The 16,895-nt window shown below is 38.9% G+C and carries 13 protein-coding genes; 6 read left to right on the top strand and 7 right to left on the bottom strand.

Going from position 1 to position 16,895, the window contains the following annotated elements:
- Positions 1–10: 10 nt before the first annotated feature.
- Both RM549_RS06715 and RM549_RS06710 read right to left on the bottom strand, forming a co-directional pair.
- A complete protein-coding gene (locus tag RM549_RS06715) occupies positions 11–1,060 on the bottom strand; it encodes a S66 peptidase family protein (protein ID WP_311683048.1) in 1,050 nt (349 codons plus the stop codon).
- A 58-nt stretch (positions 1,061–1,118) separates the two neighbouring features.
- Positions 1,119–2,456 (bottom strand): D-alanyl-D-alanine carboxypeptidase/D-alanyl-D-alanine-endopeptidase, encoded by a 1,338-nt coding sequence (locus RM549_RS06710; RefSeq protein WP_311683047.1) that lies wholly within the window; start codon positions 2,454–2,456, stop codon positions 1,119–1,121.
- Positions 2,457–2,589: 133 nt separating this feature from the next.
- On the opposite strand from RM549_RS06710, the gene RM549_RS06705 reads away from it, so the two are divergent.
- Positions 2,590–3,222: a 7-carboxy-7-deazaguanine synthase QueE gene (locus tag RM549_RS06705; RefSeq protein WP_311683044.1), complete on the top strand. Its 633-nt coding sequence runs from the start codon at positions 2,590–2,592 to the stop codon at positions 3,220–3,222.
- Between the two features lie 53 nt (positions 3,223–3,275).
- Here RM549_RS06705 and RM549_RS06700 read toward each other — a convergent pair whose 3' ends face one another.
- Positions 3,276–3,833, bottom strand: coding sequence for a DUF2911 domain-containing protein (locus RM549_RS06700; protein WP_311683043.1), 558 nt, complete (start codon positions 3,831–3,833; stop codon positions 3,276–3,278).
- Positions 3,834–4,102: 269 nt separating this feature from the next.
- Between RM549_RS06700 and asnB the strand changes: the two genes are divergently transcribed.
- From asnB to secDF, 5 genes are all read left to right on the top strand, one after another.
- A complete protein-coding gene (gene asnB, locus RM549_RS06695) occupies positions 4,103–5,722 on the top strand; it encodes an asparagine synthase B (RefSeq protein ID WP_311683041.1) in 1,620 nt (539 codons plus the stop codon).
- Positions 5,723–5,907: 185 nt separating this feature from the next.
- Positions 5,908–7,848: a DNA topoisomerase (ATP-hydrolyzing) subunit B gene (gene gyrB, locus RM549_RS06690; RefSeq protein WP_311683039.1), complete on the top strand. Its 1,941-nt coding sequence runs from the start codon at positions 5,908–5,910 to the stop codon at positions 7,846–7,848.
- A 121-nt stretch (positions 7,849–7,969) separates the two neighbouring features.
- On the top strand, positions 7,970–8,938 hold the full coding sequence (locus RM549_RS06685; RefSeq protein ID WP_311683038.1) for a DUF6588 family protein: 969 nt from the start codon (positions 7,970–7,972) through the stop codon (positions 8,936–8,938).
- An 88-nt stretch (positions 8,939–9,026) separates the two neighbouring features.
- Positions 9,027–9,953: a malate dehydrogenase gene (gene mdh, locus RM549_RS06680; protein ID WP_311683036.1), complete on the top strand. Its 927-nt coding sequence runs from the start codon at positions 9,027–9,029 to the stop codon at positions 9,951–9,953.
- Between the two features lie 163 nt (positions 9,954–10,116).
- The gene (gene secDF, locus RM549_RS06675; RefSeq protein ID WP_311683034.1) at positions 10,117–13,143 is read left to right on the top strand and encodes a protein translocase subunit SecDF; all 3,027 of its coding nucleotides are present in this window, start codon (positions 10,117–10,119) and stop codon (positions 13,141–13,143) included.
- Positions 13,144–13,766: 623 nt separating this feature from the next.
- Here secDF and RM549_RS06670 read toward each other — a convergent pair.
- From RM549_RS06670 to cysS, 4 genes are read right to left on the bottom strand one after another with little or no spacing between them, the layout of a single operon-like run.
- Positions 13,767–14,264: a DUF192 domain-containing protein gene (locus tag RM549_RS06670; protein WP_311683032.1), complete on the bottom strand. Its 498-nt coding sequence runs from the start codon at positions 14,262–14,264 to the stop codon at positions 13,767–13,769.
- Positions 14,261–15,082: a prolipoprotein diacylglyceryl transferase gene (gene lgt, locus RM549_RS06665; protein WP_311683030.1), complete on the bottom strand. Its 822-nt coding sequence runs from the start codon at positions 15,080–15,082 to the stop codon at positions 14,261–14,263. The genes RM549_RS06670 and lgt overlap by 4 nt, the downstream gene beginning before the upstream one ends.
- A gap of 56 nt (positions 15,083–15,138) precedes the next feature.
- Entirely contained in the window at positions 15,139–15,378 is a 240-nt protein-coding gene (gene yidD, locus RM549_RS06660) for a membrane protein insertion efficiency factor YidD (RefSeq protein ID WP_311683028.1), read from the bottom strand.
- A gap of 5 nt (positions 15,379–15,383) precedes the next feature.
- The gene (gene cysS / locus RM549_RS06655; RefSeq protein ID WP_311683026.1) at positions 15,384–16,868 is read right to left on the bottom strand and encodes a cysteine--tRNA ligase; all 1,485 of its coding nucleotides are present in this window, start codon (positions 16,866–16,868) and stop codon (positions 15,384–15,386) included.
- Positions 16,869–16,895 lie beyond the last annotated feature (27 nt).

The following is a 16,895-nucleotide window of genomic DNA, read 5'->3' as shown; positions in this document are numbered from 1 at the left end:
TTCTTACAAATTAGCGTACCGCTGCATTTAATAACCTGATGGTTCCTTTTTCAGCATCAATTTCTGCCTCTATACCGTTGGGAATAGTAACATTATCATCAATATGGCCAATCATCGCACCGGTGAAAGCAGGAATATTAAGAGGTTCAATATAAGAATTTATCACTTCTTCCAGGGTAAGGGAGCCAAAACCACTGCCGCCGGGTTCACAATCGCTGCATTTTCCCAGTACAAATCCGCTAATCTGCTCCAGTACTCCGCCCAGTCGTAACTGCGACATCATGCGGTCTACCGCATAAATTTTCTCGCCAATATCTTCTATATATAATATTTTTCCCTTCCAGTCTTCAGGGAAATACTCGGTTCCCATTATCCCGGTTAGTACCGAAAGGTTTCCGCCAAGCAGTTTTCCTCGTGCTTTTCCCGGACTAATAGTACGGATTCTGTTTTCTGTTTGCGTAAGTTCATCTCCTTTATCTGAAGGATTTTCAAGTGTAAGCATCTCCTTCTCGAATAAGAGATTTTTAAAATGTTTTGTGCTGAAGCTGTTCCACGTAGAAACCGCTACCGGCCCATGGAAAGTTACGAGGCCCGTTTTCTGAAAAATAGCCAAATGCAGGGCTGTAATATCACTGTAACCTATAAATATTTTCGGATTTTTTCTGATGAGGTTGTAATCCAGTTTATCCAAAATTCTTGCCGAGCCGGAGCCACCTCTAAGGGCGATAATTGCCATTATTGAAGGGTCGTTAAACATTTCATTTATTTCGCCCGCTCGTTCTTCGTCTGTTCCTGCGAGATGTCCGTACCTGTTTTTGGCAAATTTCCCAAACTTCACCTTCAACCCCATGGCTTCAAACGATTCCCGGGCGATTTCATAAGGCTCAGATTCAAAAATGGCACTTGCAGGGCTTATAATACCTATAGTATCACCTTCTTTTAGTCCTTTAGGACGTATAATTTCTTCGGAAATGGGAAAATTTGTGCTGTTGCTGAAGGAACTCAATGGAATTGCCATTCCTGCAACTCCAATATTCTGAATAAATTTTCTTCTTTCCATTTTTGACGCTTGAGACTTACCGAAATTAGGCATTTTAAGGACTTTCCTGAAAAGTTTTTTAATAATTGTCTTTTATAAAGCGCATTATTTCTTCCATTTGCCTTTTTAGAAGCTCACTGTCTGCCGTAAAATTGCTGTTCATAAAACTGAAGATCAAAATTTTACCATTATTGGTTTTAAGGTATCCACTTAAGCTGTAATTATTGCTCATACTTCCGGTTTTGGCAAAAACATAAGGTTCTTCAGATTTAAAGCTGTTTTTCAGCGTTCCTGATTGTCCGCCGGCCGGCAAAAGAGTGGTTAACCGCTCCCAATCAACTTCATTTTTAATTTTTTCCAGCAATTTCACCATACTTCGTGGTGTGACGAGGTTATAGCGCGAAAGTCCGGAGCCATCTAACCAAACTGGCTCATCGGGAAGGCTTTTAAGGGGTTTTTCCTTTATAAAATCAATCGCAATGTCAGATTTTAGAGTGTCTGAGATGCTTTCTGAAGCTAAAAGCAGGATTTGTTCTGCTATAAAATTGTCACTTTCCTGCAGCATTCTTTTGTAAAGGCTGTCTGCAGCGATTCCGTAATAGGAGGTCGATAATTGCCATTTTTGAGGCAAGGCTTTAATTGGCTCAATTTCCTTCTGTAGCGTATCGCTGAGAAGTTTCAGAAACAATTTTTCGGAATAAATAAAGGGTACGGTTACTTCAGAATTCTTCCAATTTTCTTCTGAAATGTAAGTAAAATCATTGGAATTCATTTTTCTATGTATTCCGCGGTAATGCTTAAGTGAATCTTCTTCAGTAGCGATGTGGTCTTCAAAAAATGATGGTTTGGTGTGCGGAAGAGGATTATTTTCTTTAAACGTAACCTTCAGCTTATTGCCATAAATCGGAAAAGCAGCTCTTTCCGCAGAAAAGGCGTAATTATAATCATCCCACGCCCAGCCCGGTCCAAATTTTTCTTCAAAATAAGAAGGTGCCAGATAAAAGAGTTTTTCTTCGCGGTTCTTCAGAAATTCCAGCAATCCGGAAGTGGGCAAATCAGGATTCAAAAAAGAAGGATCGCCGGTAGCTTTAAAAACAAGGCTGTCATTTTTGACGGTGTACTTCATCGCGGGAATGGAATCTCCCAAAGTCTGTAATCCGGCGTAAAAAGTCAATATTTTGATATTAGACGCCGGAGTAAAATATTTCTCGGAATTATGTTCGGAAATTGTCTTTTCTGAACCGGGATCATAAAGAACAAAACCTGTAAATCCCCGGCTTAGATTTTCTGTCTTGCTTATTTCTTTATTAAGGCTCTTTTTTAAACTTCGGGTAGTACTACAAGCGCTAAAAAGTAGGAGCAGCAGTAGAGTTAGCAGCAATAAAGCGGGCTGATTAAAAGATTTGCAGGTGGTCAAAAATTCAGGATTTCCGGTTAGAATGATGTGAAATTACTTTTATTTAAGCACAATTCCGAAGAAATTTTTTACCGCTTGGAAAGTAAAAGGATTTTAAACCTATAAACTAAGAGTTTCCGTATCTTTGCACGCTATGATTACAAAAGAAACACAGGCGTTGGTAGATGAGGGTATAATGCTTCCTTTAATGGAAGATTTTTATACAATACAGGGGGAAGGTTTTTTTAAGGGCACTGCGGCATATTTTATAAGGATTGGGGGCTGCGATGTAGGCTGTCATTGGTGTGACGTGAAGGAGAGTTGGGATGCGGGCGTGCATCCACCTACACATATTGGTGAAATGGTGGAAAAGGCAGCTGCGAAAAGTGATACCGTTGTGATAACAGGAGGGGAGCCGCTTACCTGGGATATGACGCTTTTAACGAAGAGTCTTAGGGAGAAAGGTTGTAAAACCCATATAGAAACTTCCGGGGCTTATAAATTGACAGGGCAGTGGGATTGGGTTTGCCTGTCTCCAAAGAAAATAAAATTACCGACAGAAGAAGTGTATGCTGCGGCCAATGAGCTTAAGGTGATTGTTTTTAATAAACACGATCTAAAATTTGCCGAGGAGCAGGCAGCAAAGGTTGGTGAAAACTGCATTCTTTACCTGCAGCCGGAATGGAGCAACAGGGAAAAAATGATACCGCTAATCGTAGATTATGTGATGAAAAATCCAAAGTGGAAAGTTTCGTTGCAAACTCATAAATATCTTAATATTCCATAAAAAAAGCGCCAAAAGGCGCTTTTTAATTTTCTACTTACTGATTGCACCAATTTTTACATTGTTGGTTCAAAAGGAACTTTCACATAGCTGTCGTCCCAGCCTATAAGAAGGTCTGCCCCATTACCAGATTCCTGAAATGCCATAGATAAAGCTTCAATGTCATTTGGAGCTTTTCTTACAGGCACGGTAATTCTTACGAGATCTTGTTCGCTAGAATATTCATAAGCACCCCATGTAAGCGTTTTTTTGTTAAGGATTACAGTCCATTCCTTTTCATTAGGAACAGTGTATAATGTATAAGTTCCCTGAGGGATTTTTTCTCCGGCCACCTGCATGTCTTTATAAAGAGTAAGTTCTGTTGCCTCATTGGCTCCTGTTCGCCATACTTCCCCATAAGGTACAAGTTTACCAAATACTTCACGATCCCTTTTTTGAGGTCGGCTGTAAATTACCCGGGCGACAGGTTCTTCATTTTGGTTTCTATAAAGAGCGAGATCCATGGGGCTGCTGTCCATCTTCGTAAAATTGGGAGCACCAGTGTTTTCTTCCTGTGCACTAAGGCTTCCGCAAGTAAGCACTATTCCAAATACAGCTATAAATAATTTTTTCATTACTTCTTAAAATTTAGTTGTTAAGTATTTCATTAATTTTTTTAAAGATACTTCAGGTACAACGTCTTTCGTGTTAAAAAATTACTTAGATGCTGTTAAAATCCAGAATATTTACACCTGTAAATTTTTATTAGGTAATTAGGTGGATAAGCTATCGTTTAAATGCCAATACTAACTAATTTTTTTACAAATGAAATCAATCAAAGGATAAGGTTTTAAAAACTGTAAGCTTCGACCCATATTTGTATCAAATTAATAACGTAAATGTCATGTGTGGAATTTTAGCAGTAATCGGAGATCGATTAAGTAAAGAGAAAGTAAGCAGCCTGTCTAAAAGGATGTCTCACCGCGGGCCGGACGAAAGTGATGTTCATATAACCGAAGAAGGTTATGTATTAAGTCACGAAAGACTTTCTATTGTAGATTTAGAAACAGGAAAACAACCAATCCAGGGTACATCATCAGCCTGGATGATTCATAATGGTGAAATATATAATCACGTTGCGCTTAGAAATAATGAACTAAAAGATCACAAATTCCGTACAACGGGAGATTCTGAAGTTATTGTTCATTTATATGAAGAATATGGTTATGATTTTTTAGACAAATTGGATGGGGTGTTTTCATTTGTAATAGTAGATGGAAAAGATTTTATTGCAGCCCGTGATCCAATCGGGGTGAAGCCACTTTACTACGGAACCGATGATGATGGTGCTATTTGGTTTGCAAGTGAAATGAAAGCATTGGCAGACCAATGTTCAAGCTTTGCTGCATTTCCTCCGGGACATTACTATACTCCTGAAACTGGTTTTGTAGAGTATTATACTCCGGACTGGTACGATTACAAAAAAGGAACAAAGGAGCTGGATCTTGCAAAACTGAGAGAAAGTCTTATCTCTGCAACCAAAAAACGTTTAATGGCAGATGTGCCTTTAGGGGTATTGTTAAGCGGAGGTCTTGATTCTTCATTAACTTCTTCTATTGCAGCAAGACTTCTTGAAGGAACAGGTCAAAAATTACATTCCTTTTCTATTGGTTTAGATGAAACGGCACCTGATTTAATTGCGGCAAGAAAAGTTGCGGAGTTTTTAGGAACAGAACACTCAGAGCTTTATTTTACTGTTGAAGAAGGAATAGATATTCTCAAGAAGCTTATATGGCATCTTGAAACCTATGATGTTACGTCGGTAAGAGCAAGTACTCCAATGTATTTCCTTTCTAAAGCTATAACAGATAAGGGTGTGAAGGTGGTACTTTCTGGTGAAGGTGCAGACGAAATTTTTGGAGGTTACCTGTACTTTAAAAATGCTCCTTCTCCTGAAGAGTTTCAGAAAGAAACAATTAGGAGAGTGCAAAGACTTGCTACTGCAGATTGTTTAAGAGCAGATAAATCTACAATGGCACATGGTCTGGAAGCACGTGTTCCATTCCTGGATAAACAATTTCTTAAAACAGCTATAGAAACCGAGCCAAGAGAAAAAATGCCAAGCACGTATGACGGTGTTGAAAAATACATTCTTCGTAAAGCATTTGACACTCCAGAGCGTCCCTTCCTTCCAGATGAGGTGCTATGGAGACAAAAAGAGCAATTTAGTGATGGTGTAGGTTATAACTGGATAGATGAGCTTATAGCTCATGCAACTGCGCATGTTAGCGATGAGCAAATGGCAGAAGCAGCAACAAGATTCCCGCACAATACTCCTGCTACAAAAGAAGCTTATTTCTACAGAGAGATCTTCCATAGTCACTATCCGCAGGAAAGTGCAGCTAAAACGGTAAAGAGATGGATTCCAAAATGGCAGGAAGATTTGGATCCAAGTGGAAGGGCAAATACCTCACACGTAGCTTCTACTGCAAAGAAGCAATTGGATGAATTAGCCAAAGTCTAGAGGAAAAATTTTCGTGTGGTTTGTTTAACCCGTAGCACCCGCTTTTTTCATCGGGAATGCTACGGGTTTTCCACATAAATTGTTAATAACTTCAGAGCTTTAAAGGTCGCTCTCACAGTGTAAAAGCAGGGGTTTTCCTATATTTGTTCGTTACCAAAAATACACGAATTTAATTTACACAATACATGAGCGAAGAAGCCAAGAAAAAACTTTACTCGGCAGACAGTATACAGGCCCTCGAGGGGATGGAGCATGTTCGTATGCGGCCTTCTATGTATATTGGAGATACCGGGATAAGAGGTCTGCATCATTTGGTTTATGAAGTAGTAGACAACTCTATTGACGAAGCGATGGCAGGCCATTGCGATACAATAAAAGTTACTATAAATGAAGATGGTTCTGTAACCACAGAAGATAACGGTAGAGGTATTCCAATCGACCTTCATAAAAAAGAAGGTGTTTCTGCTCTTGAGGTTGTAATGACCAAAATTGGTGCCGGAGGGAAATTCGATAAAGATTCTTATAAGGTTTCCGGAGGTTTGCACGGGGTGGGGGTTAGCTGTGTGAATGCGCTTTCTTCCAGTCTTAAGGCTACTGTCTATCGTGATGGTCAAATATGGGAGCAGGAATATGAACTGGGGAAACCGCTTTATCCTGTAAAACCTGTAGGAGAAACAGAATTATCTGGTACTATGGTCACTTTTAAGCCAGATCCTAGTATCTTTCAGCAAACAGTAGAATATAGTTACGACACGCTCTCCAGTAGAATGCGTGAGTTATCTTTTCTGAATAAAGGACTTACTATAAGCCTTACAGATAAGAGACAAAAAGATAAAGAGGGAAATTTTGTTTCCGAAACTTTTCATTCTGAAGAAGGCTTAAAGGAATTCATAAAGTTTTTAGACGGTAACCGTGAGCCTATTATCGGGGACGTAATTTCCATGGAAGGGGAGAAGAACGACATTCCTGTAGAGGTAGCTATGATCTACAATACTTCTTTTAATGAAAATCTCCATTCTTACGTAAACAATATTAATACCCATGAAGGTGGAACTCACCTTTCTGGATTCCGAAGAGGTTTAACAACCACTCTAAAGAAATACGCAGATGCTTCAGGATTGCTTGATAAACTGAAGTTTGAAATTACCGGGGATGATTTTCGGGAAGGATTAACGGCAATTATTTCGGTCAAAGTTGGGGAGCCTCAGTTTGAGGGTCAGACGAAAACGAAATTAGGTAACCGTGAGGTGACATCAGCTGTTTCTCAGGCGGTGTCAGAAATGTTGGATATTTATCTGGAAGAAAATCCCAATGATGCAAAAACAATTGTTCAGAAGGTAATTCTTGCAGCGCAGGCCAGGAATGCAGCCAAGAAGGCACGGGAAATGGTGCAGCGAAAAACCGCGATGAGTATTGGGGGGTTGCCCGGGAAATTATCAGATTGTTCTGAACAGGATCCTGCACAATGTGAGGTTTTTCTTGTTGAGGGAGATTCTGCAGGTGGTACGGCAAAACAAGGTCGGGACAGGAAATTTCAGGCTATTCTTCCGTTAAGGGGTAAAATTCTTAATGTGGAAAAAGCAATGACCCATCGGGTTTTTGATAACGAAGAAATTAAAAATATTTATACTGCCCTTGGTGTTACTATCGGAACAGAAGAAGATAGTAAAGCCTTGAATTTGTCAAAACTAAGGTATCATAAAGTTGTTATTATGTGTGATGCCGATGTGGATGGTAGCCATATTGAAACACTTATTTTAACCTTCTTCTATAGATATATGAAGGAGTTAATTGAAGGTGGACATATTTACATTGCAACCCCACCTCTTTATTTGGTGAAAAAAGCTTCTAAAAAGCGCTATGCGTGGTCTGAGAAGGAGCGCGATGAAATTGCTGAAAGCTATAGCGGAGGTGTTCAAATCCAAAGGTATAAAGGTCTTGGGGAGATGAATGCTGAGCAACTTTGGGATACAACAATGGATCCTGAGCGTAGAAAATTGAGGCAGGTGAATATTGATAATAGTGGTGAAGCAGATAGGGTTTTCTCAATGCTTATGGGTGATGAAGTACCTCCCAGAAGGGAATTTATAGAAAAAAATGCTAAGTATGCTAATATTGACGCATAGAGACTGACTGTCTTAAATATATGATAAACAGGTCCGCAAATTTGCAGACCTGTTTTTTTTTGTTAAACCTTACATTATTATTTTATTATTTTTACACCCCAATTAAAACCTGAATTCACTTATGAAAAAAATATATTATATTTTCTGCCTTACCGCAATATTGTGCGGTACTTCTGTCTCGGCTCAAAGTTCCACTGACATTCCTGTAGTTAATGATTTGAGGAGGATAGCCGAGGGTTTTGCCCAGCCGGCAGCTAACAGTATTGCCTATCAGGCCAATGGAGGATGGTTTTCTTCTGCACAGTCTTTGGGTGCCTGGAAATTTGAAGTTTCTTTGCATGCCAACGCTTTAATAGTTCCTGAAAGCAGGAAAACCTTTAAAATAAGTAACTTAAGCGCACTTAATATCCAGGGTGGAGGGAATAGTGCAATTATTCCTACGGCTTTTGGTTCTTCTTCTGAAGTTTATTTTGAAGGAGAAGTACTCGGTCAGGAAATTCCTCCCTTCCAGGCGATTGAGGGGGTAAACCAAAGTATCGTAGCACATCCATTTGCCCAGGTAACTGTGGGTCTTCCTTTTGAAACTGAAGTTGCGGTACGGGCAGTGCCTCAATTAAAAGTTAATGATGTGGAGGTAAGTACATATGGTGTGGGAATCAAGCACAATTTTAGTCAGTATTTAAGATTTAACCGGCCCGATGACTTTCAATTTGCTGCTTTTGCTGCGTACAGTATTTTTGATGTAGCTTATGCTTTTGAACCTGTTGATCTTGCAGAATTTGCACAACTAAATGCTATAGACGTAGATGCAAATGTATGGGTAGCAGAAGCATTAGGTTCAAAACGTTATGGGAATTTTGAAATTTTCGGAGCTCTTGGAGTTGCAAGCTCTAATTTTTCTTACATGATGCAGGGAAGCAATTTTGGTTTGAGTACGATTAATGAGGCTTTGGAGGACTTAGGAGATTCTGAAGCACAATTTAAAGGAGATATTGGTTTCAATGTTTACTTTGATGACTTTAAAGTCAGTACAATGGCGACAGCCGGGAGATTTTTTAATCTTAATGTGGGACTTCATTTTAGAATTTAGAGCGGCGGACTTTAACCATTTGTTATTATAAAATCATTAACATATTTCGTATTTTAGTCTCAATTATAAACCGAATAAATATTAAAGAATGAAAGTTACTATAGTAGGAGCAGGTGCGGTTGGTGCCAGCTGTGCGGAGTATGTTGCAATTAAGAATTTTGCTTCAGAAGTTGTTTTACTGGATATCAAAGAAGGAGTTGCTGAAGGGAAAGCGATGGACCTTATGCAAACTGCTACCTTAAATGGTTTTGATACCAAACTTACTGGGAGTACAAACGATTATTCCAAAACGGCGGGTAGCGACGTTGCTGTTATAACCAGTGGTATTCCGCGTAAACCTGGAATGACCAGAGAAGAATTAATTGGTATAAATGCAGGAATCGTTAAAGAGGTTTCTTCAAAGCTAATTGAACATTCTCCAGACGTAATCCTTATTGTTGTTAGTAACCCAATGGATACCATGACATATCTTGTACATAAAACCACTAAACTTCCAAAAAATCGAATCATTGGGATGGGAGGAGCTTTAGATAGTGCGAGATTTAAATATAGAATTAGTGAAGCTTTAGAATGCCCACCGTCTGATGTGGATGGAATGGTAATAGGTGGCCATAGTGATACCGGAATGGTGCCACTTACAAGATTGGCTACCAGGAATAGTGTGCCGGTGACAAAATTTTTATCTGAAGAAAGGCTGAACCAGGTTTCTGAAGATACAAAAGTAGGAGGTGCAACCCTTACAAAGCTACTTGGAACGAGTGCGTGGTATGCTCCCGGAGCAGCAGTATCTGGTTTGGTACAGGCAATAGCTTGTGATCAAAAGAAAATGTTCCCTTGTTCTGCTTTACTTGAAGGGGAGTATGGACTTAATGATCTTTGTATTGGTGTTCCTGCAATTCTTGGTAAAGATGGTCTTGAGGAAATTGTAGAAATAGAACTTGATGAAGCGGAAAAGAACAAAATGAAAGAAAGCGCAGAAGGAGTGAAGAAGACTAACAGTCTACTGGAGTTCTAAGATAAATTCAACAAAATTTTTAAGCGAAAAGGCCACTAAATCAGTGGCCTTTTCTGTGTTTAAAAGTTAAAATATTCAAAAAAAAAAGATTGGGATTTCATTTTTGAAACCCTATATTTGTCCGTTTTTAAAATTGACCTATTTAATTATAATTTAAGGAATAATGCAGAACAAAGGGCTTATTAAAGTTTTTGCAATTTTATTTGGGCTGGTATGTCTTTACCAGTTGTCGTTTACCTTTATAAGTAATAAAGTTGAAAACGATGCTGAGGAGTATGCAGAACGAAGAGTTGGTGAGGGAGTAGAGAATTACTCTGAGTTAAGGGATGTTGAGGAACAGAGTTACCTTGATTCTATTGGGAATGAAGAAGTTATTGCAGGGATTACCTATAATAGTGCAAAAGAAAAAGAATTAAATAAGGGTCTTGACCTTAAAGGTGGAATTAATGTTATTCTTCAAATTTCGGTAAAAGATATTCTTAGCGGTCTTGCTAATAATACAAATGACCCTTCATTTAATCAGGCAATAAGCCGCGCCGATGCAGCTCAGGCAGATAGCCAGGATGATTATATAGATTTATTCTTTGAAGAATTCAATAGTATTCCAGATGCACGTTTAGCTTCTCCTGATGTTTTCTTTAACAGAGCACTTAGCGACGACATTAATCCTGATATGTCTAATGATGAGGTTGAGGAGATTATCAGACTTAGGGTTGATGAGTCTATTACATCAGCATTTGAGGTGTTGCGTAAACGTATCGATAAATTTGGCGTTACTCAGCCAAATATCCAGAGACTTGGAAATTCCGGAAGGATCCTTGTAGAATTACCTGGAGCTAAGGATGTAAACAGGGTTAAAAACCTGTTACAAAGTACTGCCCAATTAGAATTCTGGCACGTATATAAAAATACTGAACTAGGAAATTTCCTTTTTGAAGCAAATACAGTATTAGCAGACATCGTGGAAAGTGAACAAGATGTTCCTGAAACTACTACCACTGCAGATACCACAACTACTACAGAGGATGAGGACATCAGCGAACTTCTTGCAGATGCTGAGGATACTACAGAAGTAGCTACAGGAAATAATCCTTTATTCGAACTTATTAGATCACCTGGATTCCAGGGGAGTCCTGTTATTGCGACTTTTTCAGTTGCTGATACGGCACAGGTTAATGATTATTTGAGCAGGTCCAGGGTACGTTCTTTACTGCCTGCTGAGCAACGATATGCAAAATTCGTTTGGGGTGTTCCAGACGAAGAAACAGGTACTGTTGGATTGTACGCTTTAAAGGGTAACCGAAATATGGAGCCACCATTAAGTGGTAGTGTAATTACCGATGCACAGCAAACATACGGTCAGTTAGGAAATGTGGCTGTTTCTATGCAAATGGACGGTACAGGAGCTAAGATTTGGGAAGAAATGACCGGTCAGGCTTCAAATCAACAAAGTAATATAGCAATTGTACTTGACAATATTGTTTATTCTGCGCCAGGTGTTTCTACAGGTCCTATTTCGGGAGGTAGAAGTGAAATTTCAGGAGATTTTTCAATTACTGAAGGTCAGGATTTAGCAAACGTTTTACGTGCCGGTAAACTTCCTGCATCAGCAGAAATTATCCAAAGTGAAATAGTTGGTCCGTCTTTAGGACAGGAAGCTATAAACAGTGGAGTGTTATCTTTTGGAATTGCACTTATTTTTGTGCTTTTATGGATGGTTTTCTATTATGGTAAAGCTGGTTTATTCGCCGATGTTGCCCTTGTAGTGAACATTTTATTCATTTTTGGAATTCTTGCTGGTTTGGGTGCGGTTCTTACCCTTCCAGGTATTGCAGGTATTGTCTTAACAATAGGTATATCTGTGGATGCCAACGTTCTTATCTTCGAGAGGATCAAAGAAGAACTCGCAAAAGGTAAGTCTCAGGTGGATGCCATTAGAGACGGATTCAGTAATGCGCTTTCTTCTATTCTTGATGCTAACATTACAACAGGTTTAACTGGATTTATACTTTTAATCTTAGGTACAGGTCCAATTAAAGGTTTTGCCACGACCTTACTAATAGGTATAGCGACTTCTCTTTTTACTGCGATTTTTATTACCCGCCTATTTATTGACGGATACGGTAAAAACGGAAAGTCATTACAGTTCTCCACTGGAGCCACTAAGAAATTGTTCACTAATATGAACATCGACTTCCTTGGCAAAAGGAAAATGGCTTACATAGCTTCAGCTATTTTTGTTATCATCAGTGTTGGCTCCTTATTTGTACAGGGACTTAATCAGGGTGTAGATTTTGTGGGGGGTAGGACATACACTGTTAGGTTCGATCAGGATGTTAATCCTACTGCAGTGGAACAGGATCTAGTTGCTGTCTTCGGAAGTGCTGAAGCAAAAACTTTTGGACCAAACAACCAACTTAAGATCACCACAAATTATCGTGTAGAAGATGAAGGTGCTCAGGTAGATGAAGAAATTCAGCAGAATTTATATGATGCTTTACAAAATTATCTTCCTGCAGATTTAACTTTTGACGAGTTTACCGCCGGTTCAGGAGGCAGGTCTCTGGGAATAATGCAGTCTATGAAGGTTGGGCCTACTATAGCAGATGATATTAAAAATGCCTCTTTCTGGGCCGTTTTAGGTTCTCTTATTGTAGTTTTCCTATATATTTTATTAAGATTTAGAAAATGGCAATTTAGTCTTGGTGCGGTAGCCGCAGTATTCCATGATGTTCTTATTGTTTTGGGTATTTTCTCACTACTTTATAAAGTGATGCCTTTTAGTATGGAAATTAACCAGGCTTTTATTGCTGCAATCCTTACGGTAATAGGTTACTCGCTGAACGATACCGTGGTAGTTTTCGACAGGATCAGGGAATTTGTAAATGAGCATACCAGCTGGCCATTGGGTAAGACCATTAACAGCGCACTTAACAGTACTTTGAGCCGTACATTAAACACCTCGCTTACAACTTTAATTGTATTGCTTGCAATCTTTATCTTTGGGGGAGAAAGCATTAGAGGATTTATGTTTGCGCTTATTGTTGGGGTTATTGTAGGTACCTATTCCTCCATTTTTATTGCCACACCTATCATGTTTGATAGTGTAAGTGATAAATCCAAAATAGAGAAGAAAAAGAAGAATGAAGAAGAACCAGAGAAAGCAGGTACAACTACTACCACAGCTTAATTTCTGCAAAACGTAATTATTCTAAAAAGGCTTTCCATTTGGAGAGCCTTTTTTTTATGTGACTTGTAAGTCACTATCTATATTTGTCATTTTGAGACAGTAAGTTTCATGTTACTATAGATGTTCACTTCTATTTTTAGCCAATTCTGAATGGTTCTAAGGCCGATAATAGCCATTTCCAGGCGTTGACTTTTGAGATTGCAAAGAATATATTCTAAAGTTGATCTACGCTTTCTAGTTTTTGCTGATTCGAACAAATCTAAGGCCTATAATTGCCGTTTTCAGGCATTGAATTTTAAGGATTAGCAGGAATTTCATCTGAAGGTGAGCTTCGCTTGTAGTTTTTGCTGAACCTGAAGGATTCTAAGGCCGAAAATTGCCATTTTTCAAGCAGGACTTTTAAAGTATAATTTAAATATTCTGAAGCTGAATTTGCTTTATACTCTTGCTGATCTGGAATAAATTTAAGGCCGCTAATTGCCCTTTTCAGGCAGTACTTTAATAGTTTATTCCGAAGTGATTCAGAAGGTGCTAATTATTTCTTGCTTTTGCTGACCCTGTATTCTGTAAGGCGAAAATTGGCATTTTCAGGCAAATACAAAAATTCAGATGTAAAAAAAGTGTTATTCGCTTGCTTTTACTACAGAAAATTTATCGCCGGCTTCAATGTTCCATTTTTCCACAAGTCCGGCATTTATTTCTAATATGTACTGAGTGGCTTCTCCTGAAGGTAGATTATCTTCATTTAAAGGTTCTGCATTTTCCTGGAAACTTACAGCAGTGCTGTCTCTGTCGTAAAAAATGAGATCTAGGGGAATATAAGTATTTTTCATATAAAAGCTGCGAGGGGTTTCCGTATTGTAAACAAATAACATTCCCTGGTTTTCCTCCATGCTCTCCCGGTACATCAATCCGGTTTCCCTTTCATAGTCATTATCTGCAATTTCAATATCTAATTTTTGTACCGTATCACCTTCGGCTTTTAGCAGGTATAATTCTGCTTCTTTGGTAAAGACAATAGGTTCTGTTTCAATATTGTCATTTTCTTCTGAATCGTTCTTACATGCAGTAATTAAAATTCCGAAGAAAACAGGAATTAGAAGAATGCGTTTGATGGTCATAGCATGCGCTTTTTAGAAGGCCTGAACATGAAGTAGAATCCGGCCAGGATAAATGGGATACTAAGCCATTGCCCGGTATTAAGTAACCATACCGCACGTTCTTCTACTTGCGGCTCCTTTAGGAATTCGATAAAGAATCTAACCGTCCACAAGAGTACAAGAAAAGCTCCAAAAATGTAACCGACTTTAAAACGTTTTTCTGTTTTCCAGTAGAGGTACCACAAAAAGCCGAAAATTGCCAAATAACACACCGCTTCATATAATTGTGCCGGGTGACGCGGAAAAGTTTCTCTTAGATTCAGAAAAATAACCCCATAATCAGAATTTGTAGGTTTCCCAACAATTTCAGAATTCATAAAATTTCCTATTCTCACAAAAATACCTCCACAGGCTACCGGAATAACAATTCTGTCCAAAATCCATAAAACCGGTCTGTCCAGGATCCTTTTCTTGTAAAGAAACATGGCTGTAATTATCCCCAGTGCTGCTCCATGGCTTGCAAGGCCCCTGAAACCGGTAAACTGAAATTCTGGTTCAAATTTTACCGGAAGAAATATTTCTAACAGGTGGTATTGAAAATAATCCCAGTCATAAAAAATAACATGCCCCAGTCTGGCACCTATTAAAGTTGCTAGAACAGTATAAATAAATAGGGAATCTAATTTTTCAATCTCAATGTTTTCTCTAACGAATATGCTTTTCATGATATACCAGCCCAAACCAAAGGCAATCAAAAACATCAAACTGTAATAATGAAGTGTAAGGATACCTAAATCCAGGCCCTCTGAAGGATTCCATTGTATGGCGTTAATTAACATGAAGGGAATTTATTCGTTAAGGAAGTAAATATACATATTTGAATGTTTCTGCCATATCATTTATCTGCAGATTTTGATGGTACAGGATCATACCCGGAACCTCCCCAGGGATGGCAGCTAAAAATCCTTTTTAATCCGAGCCATCCTCCTTTAAAAACTCCAAACCTGGTTAATGCGGTGAGCGTATATTGTGAGCAGGTGGGGGTATAGCGACAAGTTGCAGGGGTAAGGGGCGAGATGAATTTCTGGTAGAATTTCACCAAAAGTATGAAAGGATATGCAAGCCACTTCTCCACAAGTTTTAGTTTAAGGAAAAAGTAGTGCCTTCTTTACCATCTTTTAGTTGAATTCCCATTTCCTGTAATTGATCCCTGATTTTATCACTAGTGGCAAAATCTTTATTTGCTCTGGCTTCAGCTCTTAGCTGAATCAGCAAACCAATAGTGCTTGAAAGTTTATCTGTCGAGTCATTTTTCTCCTCCAGCGCATCTTTAAGTCCAAGTACATCAAACATAAAGTCGGACATTGTTTTCTTTAAGACTTCTTTATCTTCAGAAGTAATAGTGGATGCTCCTTCTTTTATGTTATTGATATTCCTGACAGCATCAAATAATTTGGCAATCGCTATAGGGCTGTTAAAATCATCATTCATGGCATCGTAACAGGACTGTCTCCATTCTGAAATAGAAAAAGAGGAAGCATTACTCACCGGTAGGCTGTCGATAGAATGATAAGCCTCCATTAATCTGTTAAAACCTTTCTCGCTTGCAGAGAGTGCTTCATTGGAAAAATCAAGGATGCTTCTGTAGTTTGCCTGAAGCATAAAAAATCGGGTTACATTGGGTGAAAAAGCTTTATCCAGAACATCATTCTCTCCGCTAAAAATATCTCCGGGAAGGATGTTATTACCTGTACTTTTCGCCATTTTCTTGCCATTTAAGGTGAGCATATTGGCGTGCATCCAGTAATTTACGGGACTTTTTCCTGTTGCCGCTTCTCCCTGGGCAATTTCACATTCGTGATGAGGAAATTTTAAATCCATTCCGCCGCCGTGGATATCAAACTCTTCTCCAAGATATTTTGTGCTCATCACTGTACATTCCAGGTGCCAGCCAGGAAAACCATCACTCCAGGGTGACGGCCATCTCATTATATGCTGTGGCTCTGCTTTTTTCCAAAGCGCAAAGTCCTGGGGACTTTTCTTATCACTTTGTGCGGCTAGTTCCCGGGTGTTGGCGATCATATCTTCAATTGCTCTTCCGCTAAGTTTTCCATAGTTGTTTTCCTGATTAAATTTTATCACATCAAAATAAACCGAACCATTGGCTTCATAAGCAAAACCATTTTTAATAATGGTTTTTATAATCTCGATCTGTTCCACTATATGGCCGGTAGCTGTGGGCTCAATACTGGGAGGTAGATTATTAAATTTTTCAAGGATGTTATGAAAGTCTATAGTGTAGCGTTGCACAACCTCCATGGGCTCAATCTGTTCCAGACGGGCTTTTTTAGCTATCCTGTCTTCCCCGGTTTCAGCATCATTTTCGAGGTGACCTGCATCTGTAATATTCCGTACGTATCTAACTTTATATCCCAGGTGTTTCAGATACCTAAAAACCAGATCAAAGGAAATAAAAGTCCTGCAATTGCCCAGGTGCACGTTACTATAAACGGTTGGTCCGCAAACATACATTCCAATACTTCCTTCATTTATAGGAGTAAATTTCTCCTTTTCTCCTGTCATGGAGTTATAAATCTTTAAGCTTTGTTCCTGGTAAAGCGCCATAAATGCCCTGTTGTTTTAATAAATTGT

Source organism: Autumnicola patrickiae, from assembly GCF_031846525.1.
GTDB lineage: Bacteria > Bacteroidota > Bacteroidia > Flavobacteriales > Flavobacteriaceae > Autumnicola > Autumnicola patrickiae.
Note: the sequence above shows the minus strand (reverse complement) of the source record. Positions and strands in the feature narration are given on the sequence as shown.

What these genes read in the sequence shown, in the direction of transcription:
- RM549_RS06715 (WP_311683048.1), bottom strand. Translation starts at nt 1,060, where the DNA reads ATGGAAAGAAGAAAATTTATTCAGAATATTGGAGTTGCAGGAATGGCA.
- RM549_RS06705 (WP_311683044.1), top strand. Translation starts at nt 2,590, where the DNA reads ATGATTACAAAAGAAACACAGGCGTTGGTAGATGAGGGTATAATGCTT.
- RM549_RS06700 (WP_311683043.1), bottom strand. Translation starts at nt 3,833, where the DNA reads ATGAAAAAATTATTTATAGCTGTATTTGGAATAGTGCTTACTTGCGGA.
- asnB (WP_311683041.1), top strand. Translation starts at nt 4,103, where the DNA reads ATGTGTGGAATTTTAGCAGTAATCGGAGATCGATTAAGTAAAGAGAAA.
- gyrB (WP_311683039.1), top strand. Translation starts at nt 5,908, where the DNA reads ATGAGCGAAGAAGCCAAGAAAAAACTTTACTCGGCAGACAGTATACAG.
- RM549_RS06685 (WP_311683038.1), top strand. Translation starts at nt 7,970, where the DNA reads ATGAAAAAAATATATTATATTTTCTGCCTTACCGCAATATTGTGCGGT.
- mdh (WP_311683036.1), top strand. Translation starts at nt 9,027, where the DNA reads ATGAAAGTTACTATAGTAGGAGCAGGTGCGGTTGGTGCCAGCTGTGCG.
- secDF (WP_311683034.1), top strand. Translation starts at nt 10,117, where the DNA reads ATGCAGAACAAAGGGCTTATTAAAGTTTTTGCAATTTTATTTGGGCTG.
- RM549_RS06670 (WP_311683032.1), bottom strand. Translation starts at nt 14,264, where the DNA reads ATGACCATCAAACGCATTCTTCTAATTCCTGTTTTCTTCGGAATTTTA.
- lgt (WP_311683030.1), bottom strand. Translation starts at nt 15,082, where the DNA reads ATGTTAATTAACGCCATACAATGGAATCCTTCAGAGGGCCTGGATTTA.
- cysS (WP_311683026.1), bottom strand. Translation starts at nt 16,868, where the DNA reads ATGGCGCTTTACCAGGAACAAAGCTTAAAGATTTATAACTCCATGACA.